5 protein-coding genes and 1 pseudogene are annotated in these 6,665 nt (G+C 38.9%); 5 read left to right on the top strand and 1 reads right to left on the bottom strand.

The genetic code is table 11. The features are described 5' to 3' along the window. Nucleotides 1–459: 459 nt before the first annotated feature. Nucleotides 460–1,794 (bottom strand): annotated as a pseudogene (locus tag DYY65_RS12645) (cytochrome P450). A 264-nt stretch (nucleotides 1,795–2,058) separates the two neighbouring features. Here DYY65_RS12645 and DYY65_RS11795 point away from each other — a divergent pair. The 5 genes from DYY65_RS11795 to DYY65_RS11775 form a co-directional block, all read left to right on the top strand. Next, entirely contained in the window at nucleotides 2,059–2,772 is a 714-nt protein-coding gene (locus DYY65_RS11795) for a uracil-DNA glycosylase (RefSeq protein ID WP_236561824.1), read from the top strand. 321 nt (nucleotides 2,773–3,093) lie between these two features. Beyond that, a complete protein-coding gene (locus DYY65_RS11790; protein WP_236561823.1) occupies nucleotides 3,094–3,954 on the top strand; it encodes an adenylate/guanylate cyclase domain-containing protein in 861 nt (286 codons plus the stop codon). A gap of 267 nt (nucleotides 3,955–4,221) precedes the next feature. Further along, nucleotides 4,222–5,448: an ammonium transporter gene (locus DYY65_RS11785; RefSeq protein WP_162478151.1), complete on the top strand. Its 1,227-nt coding sequence runs from the start codon at nucleotides 4,222–4,224 to the stop codon at nucleotides 5,446–5,448. A gap of 207 nt (nucleotides 5,449–5,655) precedes the next feature. Then, nucleotides 5,656–6,000 (top strand): P-II family nitrogen regulator, encoded by a 345-nt coding sequence (locus tag DYY65_RS11780; RefSeq protein ID WP_162478150.1) that lies wholly within the window; start codon nucleotides 5,656–5,658, stop codon nucleotides 5,998–6,000. Between the two features lie 84 nt (nucleotides 6,001–6,084). After that, on the top strand, nucleotides 6,085–6,665 hold a 581-nt coding region (locus tag DYY65_RS11775), incomplete at its 3' end, for a hypothetical protein (protein WP_162478149.1).

Below are 6,665 nucleotides of genomic sequence, written 5' to 3'. Positions count from 1 at the left end.
ATTGTATTGTGTGATTACTTAATCATAGACAAAATATCAAATGTTCAAAAATAATATGAATATGGTTATCAACGATACTGAGCTTCACCATCATTAATTATAGAATTTGGGCACTCTCAGGGAAGGGGTTTCTAATCGGCTTCAATTTTGAACTCCCATCCCTATTATTGTGCAATGAACTTCTCCTGATCCTTCTGCAAGTGTGACTCGTATGAGCGGCTTGGGCGTAACCTTGCAACGGAAGCATATATGTTAGGCCTTAGGCACTGGTATCTATATCCTCATTTGCCGTGAAAGTAGAAAGCAACTTCCGATCAATGCCGCTTTTATAAACTATTGTGGGGCGGATATTACACTAATTTCTCGTGCACGGCTTCTTACGACGGCAATCTGAGGGAGAAACTGTTAATTAAAAGTAATCAGTTGACCAATGGATTAATTAATCAATTAATTAACCAATCAATTTCTTCTTTCCAGTTTCATTTTCATCCCATATTTCGGACGTAATGTAATGCCAGGATCTAACTCTACAGGGTGACCCCGCACAAGTTTCATTTTCCAACTTTGTGCAATGTTTGCAAGTACAAGTATGCCTTCCATCCATGCAAATGCTTCTCCTATACAAGCTCTCATTCCGCCACCAAAAGGAAAATAGCTAAATCTAGGAAGTGATGATCGCATTTTAGCATTCCACCTATCAGGATAGAACATGTTTGGCTCATTATAATAAAGCGGATTGCGGTGCATAACATATTGACTCATCACAATTGAAGAAGCTTCGGGTATGGTAAAATCCCCTAATGTAAAGTCGCTATCTACATGCCGGCTCATAGACCATACTGGTGGGAATAGTCTCATGGATTCTCTTAGTACCTTCTCAGTATATTCTAGTTTTGGTATGTCTTCTACAGTTACGGTCCCGGTATCGCCAATTACTGATTTCAACTCTTCTAAAAGTTTTGCATCAATGGTTGGATTTTGAGATAAAAGATAAAATGTCCATGTGAGCGCATTGGCGGTTGTTTCATGGCCTGCAAGAAAAATAGTCATTACTTCGTCTCTTGCTTGTTTGTCTGACATTCCTAGTGAAGATGAATCAAAATTGCTGGCAGTAGTGGCTCTACTGCTGGATTTCCCGTTATCTTGTGCTTAGAGCAAGTGCGATAACAAATCATCATAGCTCTTAACTTTGGATTGAATTGCTTCCCTTCTTTGCTGAACCAAACCATACACTAGTTCATCTAGCTTCTCTTTGGCTTCTCTGGCCCCTTTAACACTCGGGAGAATTGGGATCTTGTTGAGAACATGTCCAAGTGGACTCTTAAGTCTCTTTCCGTGATTGATTAATGTTGTCAAGGCTTTACCATAACCTTCAGCTTCAGATGCTACGTCATAATTTAATACTGATTTGCATATTATACCGAGTGTGAGCTGCATCATTTCTTTAGAAATATCCAATGTCTCTCCGTTCTTCCACCTGAGTTCCATGTTAGTAGCAAATTCCGTAACTATTTTCCCATAGACGCTAACTTGTTTCGGATGAAATATTGGCTGGATTATTCGTCTTTGTCTAGTATGAAGCTCGCCCTCACTAGTCACCAATCCTTCCCCGAGAATAGCCTTTGCAACTTGAAGTTTTTTGCCTTTGGTAAAATTGCGATGGCCATATACAAGAACTTTCTCGATATAATCCGGATTATTTAGCAGATATATGCGTTGACGCCCAAGTTTAAAATATGCAATATCTCCATACTTATCAGAAATCTCTTGAATTGATTTTATAGGATCATGCAAGAATTCACGAACAAGCTTGAAAGGTCTCGCCTTATATTTCGGACCTGGCGGATATTTGATAGTCGTAGATTTAGGCAAGATTGTACTACCTTACTAGGCCAGTAAAGTATAAGGTTTGCGCTACTCATATCACCATGTCAGCGAATCACGAAGTGAGAAAGTTTGAGGTAGTGAATATTTTGTAAACTCCAGTACTGGAAGATTTCTGGACTATTGCTTGTACACTAATTATTATATTATATAGCTCACTACAGATGGATTGATTTGTCAAAAGGAATGTTAGATGAAGATGACCAATCAATCAAAATGTTGGATAAATTGAATAATAAGGTCGTGCGCTGCAATTTGTGTCCACGCCTATCGAAATATATTTCAGACATAAAAAAAAGCAAGACCGCTAGATTTATCGAAGAAAATTATTGGGCCAGACCAGTACCCAGCTTTGGAGATCCAAAAGCCAAACTATTGATCATAGGTTTAGCCCCCGCAGCTCATGGGGGGAATAGGACCGGAAGAATATTTACTGGGGACAGCTCCGGTGACTGGTTAATAAGTGCATTATTTGAGACCGGGTTTGCAAACAAACCTACCAGTATATCCAAGAACGATGGACTAACACTAAGTAATGTTTATCTGACTGCAGCTGTAAGGTGTGCCCCTCCATTAAACAAACCTAATCGGGATGAAATATATAACTGTTCACGATACCTCTATACAGAAACAAGAATACTGGAGAATACAACTGTAGTAATAATGGTTCTGGGAAAGATTGCGTTCGATGCATACTGCAACATTTATAGTATTAAAGGACTGGCTTTCGGTCACAACAAAATATATTCGTTAAACGGCGATAAGACTTTGATTGTATCATACCATCCAAGTAGGCGTAACACTAACACAGGTACATTAACATGGCAAATGTGGATTAAAATCTTCCAAACAGCAAAGTCGATAATAGATCAAAAGGCAAGAGCCTGATCACTCTTTGCTTGTTTAGAATTGTCTTTTCAGCAAAGATCGCAGCTATTTAATTTTGAATGATGATTTTTGGCAATTAATTTTTTTATTGCTATGTCTTTACAATGCGAATGAGCAATTTTTGACGGCGGGATAGACAATCTTGGAGCGAACAAAGATTCGGTGTTATTAATGTGACATACAAGTAACCATTTAGAAAGGATATTTGTTCCCAAGAAAAATTCCCTGATCGTCTCTTCCGAGCCAATTGTTATACATATCGTTAATGGTCCCAAGATATTGTTTAAATTGTAGGTATCGACATTATCCACTGAGGACTGCTTGGGTTCTGCAGAAAAAGACATAGAGAATGGTGATTACGTGAGCGAAAGCCATTCGAACAAGCATGGATCTAATTCCCGTGATTCAATCATAGACATGATAATGGGTAAACCCAGTACCAACAGCGACGTCGGTTTCGAAAGGCAAGAGCGAATAACTGTTGATGCAGATACGTTAGTAGCTCAAACTCAGGACAGAATGTGGAAAGCTCTTAAAAGACGTTATCAGTATGACTCGAATTTGAAACCGGCTCAGGAGTTCCTGCTAAATTATGTAAATTCTAAGATTCACCTTGTAATAATGTATGTAGATTTAGTTGGATCTACCAATATGAGTATGACACTCCCTGTTGATAAGCTGGTAAGTATAATTAGAGCATTTACTTACGAAATGTCATCGGTCGTACAGAGCCATAAAGGATATGTTCTAAAGTATGTAGGGGATGCGGTAATCTCATTTTTTCCATCAGGATACAACAAATTACTTGCATGTGATAATGCTATCTATTGCGCACAATCCATGATAACTGTCATTAGAAACGGAATAAACCCCATATTGAATCAATATGACTATCCAGAACTCAGTTTGAAAATAGGCATTGATGAGGGCGAAAACACAATTGTCCAATATGGACATGACAAGAGTTCACCGATAGATATTCTTGGTTATTGTATGAGTATAGCATCGAAAATAACCTCAATCACAGAACCTAATAGAATTACAATAGGAGAAGATGTATATAGCGTGATTCACCCAACTATCAAGACCAGATTTGCGGAATTAAAGAATCATATTCAAGAATGGAAATATGTCAATAGAAGAACAGGAAAGCTGTACAAACTCTATTCCAACTTGCTTTAGCCAATAGACTCAGAATATCCATCTACTAACTGGGCTGATAAAGTTAGATATGTAAATTAGCTACGTACTGGAAAGGAAAAGCCCCAATGTAATGTCATGGTTAGGCTGTGCATAGCTAGTTTTTTGAAAGTTCGATTCAATCCTATCGATGGTATGTACAATGTAACAATATCCCTCCTAGGCAGCAAGTCCAGAATTTGCCTTTTAAGGCAGAGAAAAGAAAAGAAAACAATATAATCGGGTATTATCTGAATGTGATATTACAAAATGCCTATAGATTCTGGTGATACTTCATGGATGCTTATTTCTACGGGGCTAGTATTGCTAATGATACCAGCTTTAGGCTTTTTTGAGGCCGGCTTAATTAGAAGTAAAAATGCTCTATCCGTGATCATGCAGACATTTTCTGGCCTCGCAATACTTTCTGTACTCTGGTTCGTCATAGGATTCACACTAGTTTACTCTCCTCCTTCAGGAGGCATTATCGGTGGTCTCAACTGGACTTTTTTCAATGGTGTGCCTGTTCACAAGTCACTCGATTATGCACCAACGATTCCAGGGGTTACGTTTGCTACATATCAAATGATGTTTGCCGTCATAACTCCTCTACTTATTACGGGAGCATTTGCTGAAAGAATGAAATGGAGTGCTTTTGTCATTTTTATTATAGCTTGGAGTATTTTTATATATTATCCTCTGGCACATTGGGTCTGGGGCCGAGGATGGCTTGCTCACATGGGAGTTTTTGATTTTGCAGGCGGAATTGTAATTCATACTAGTGCAGGAATGGGGGCAATTGCAGCAGCAATCGTACTCGGGAGAAGAAGAAACTTTGGTCCAGATATCATGGTGCCGCACAATATACCTCTCGCAGTTATTGGTGCTACAATGCTTTGGCTAGGCTGGTTTGGATTTAATGCTGGTAGCGCCCTAGCATCAGGATCCCTGGCTGGTAATACACTACTAGTGTCCCAGATCGCGTCTGCAACGTCTGCTATCGTCTGGATAGGGCTATCATGGAGACGCTCTAAAAAACCGTCCACTACTGCTGTCATTAATGGAGCAATAGCAGGATTAGCAGGAGTTACACCTGCGTCTGGTTTTATTAGCGCACAAAATTCATTCTTTCTTGGCATTGTATTAGGATTTGCTTCCTACTATGGGATCTTGCTTCTTAAAGAGCACCTCAAAATAGACGATGTGCTGGATGTTGGGTCGGTACATGGAATAACCGGTATTGTAGGTTCTTTGGCCATAGGCTTAGTAGCTAGTGTTGTTATAAATCCTGCAGGTCCAAACGGCTTGTTTTATGGCAATTTTGCTCAACTAGGTATCCAGGCGTTGGGTGTTGCAGTAGCAGCAGCTCTTGGGTTTGGAGGAACAATTATCATAATGAAGATTATCAATAAGATTGTTGGATTAAGAGTGAAAGAAGAGGAAGAAGAAATTGGTCTAGACATTACTCAGCATGCAGAGAGATCATATGTAGAATAAAGAGAACTCTACCTTTTCTTTCATCTTCTAAAATACAATTTCTTTAAGGGAAAATTTCACGTCATGGTGACACTGTGCTCTGTTAGTTCTCGTTCCAGTTGCTAGTCATCTAATTCTTTTTCGAGAGCTTGTACATACCATTTACAGTCTCCGACCAGCTAAGTCCATGAATAAAGTTATTATTACATAATAGTTTAACGTGTGTAGTTGAAAAGAATCGATTTAATAATTCCTCAAGAGCGTCTTCATGAAGTTAATGATCTTCTCCGCAAACACCAGGTAGGAGGTTTAACCGTTTATGATGTCAAAGGCAGAGGTCGTGCGAAACACGAACCCATTGCGATCGGAAGAGGAGTCATGAGATACATCCCAGAATTTGGAGCTAGAACAAAAATTGAAGTGATCGTTTCTGATCTAAGTTCGAAATCCATTATAGAAGATGTATTGAAACTCATAAGTACAGGCGCAGCTTCTGATGGTAAGGTCTTCGTGTATGACGTCGCTGAAGCATATGATATTGGAAGCAAGGAACAAGGAGAACAAGCAATTTAAATTATGGATATTAAGTTGCTCGACCTGGCATTACGGCTAAAAAGACTTTAGTATGTAAGTAGTAAGTACGGTGTATTACCGAAAATGATAGATAAAATTCTTGATAATGTTAAGGATGGCGCAGATCAAGACTTTTTTACTAGTAACGATACTCATAAAATACATGCCACTGAAATTTCCCGATGTACACGTTTATCTTATTTTGAACGAAAAGATCCACTTCCCGGGGATAATCTCGGTAGACTCTCCACTTTAATCAAGAAAGGGGTCATACGATCATTTAGAAACATCAATTACGAATACAAAGTGGATGACAATCTTACAATAGAGGTAACAGCCGATCTGATCGTTGACGATGAATTTATCGTTAAGTTTGAAATTGTATCGATGCTTCCGGATGTTCCCTACCCGCGAGATTTGCTTTATTTAAATGCATGTTTGTTCGCTTTTAACAAATTCCATGGTATCCTCGTATACGCAACAGAGGATGGCAAATCAGAAGAGTTCAGCGTTACCAAAAGTAATAGAATGTTTGAAGAGCTAGTCAGAAGAGCCAGAGTTTTGTGTACACTATTGGCAGAGGGTAAACCACCTATAGTAGAACCAAGTGATTCATGCATTAATTGCAAATATTATGGAAGGTGTTACAACCGAGAGAAAAAAAA

This window comes from Nitrososphaera sp. AFS (genome assembly GCF_009898475.1).
In the GTDB taxonomy this organism is placed as follows: domain Archaea; phylum Thermoproteota; class Nitrososphaeria; order Nitrososphaerales; family Nitrososphaeraceae; genus Nitrosopolaris.
This window is presented reverse-complemented; position numbering and strand designations above follow the sequence as displayed.

Coding starts and splice junctions, on each gene's coding strand:
- DYY65_RS11785 (WP_162478151.1), top strand. CDS start 4,222: ATGCCTATAGATTCTGGTGATACTTCATGGATGCTTATTTCTACGGGG.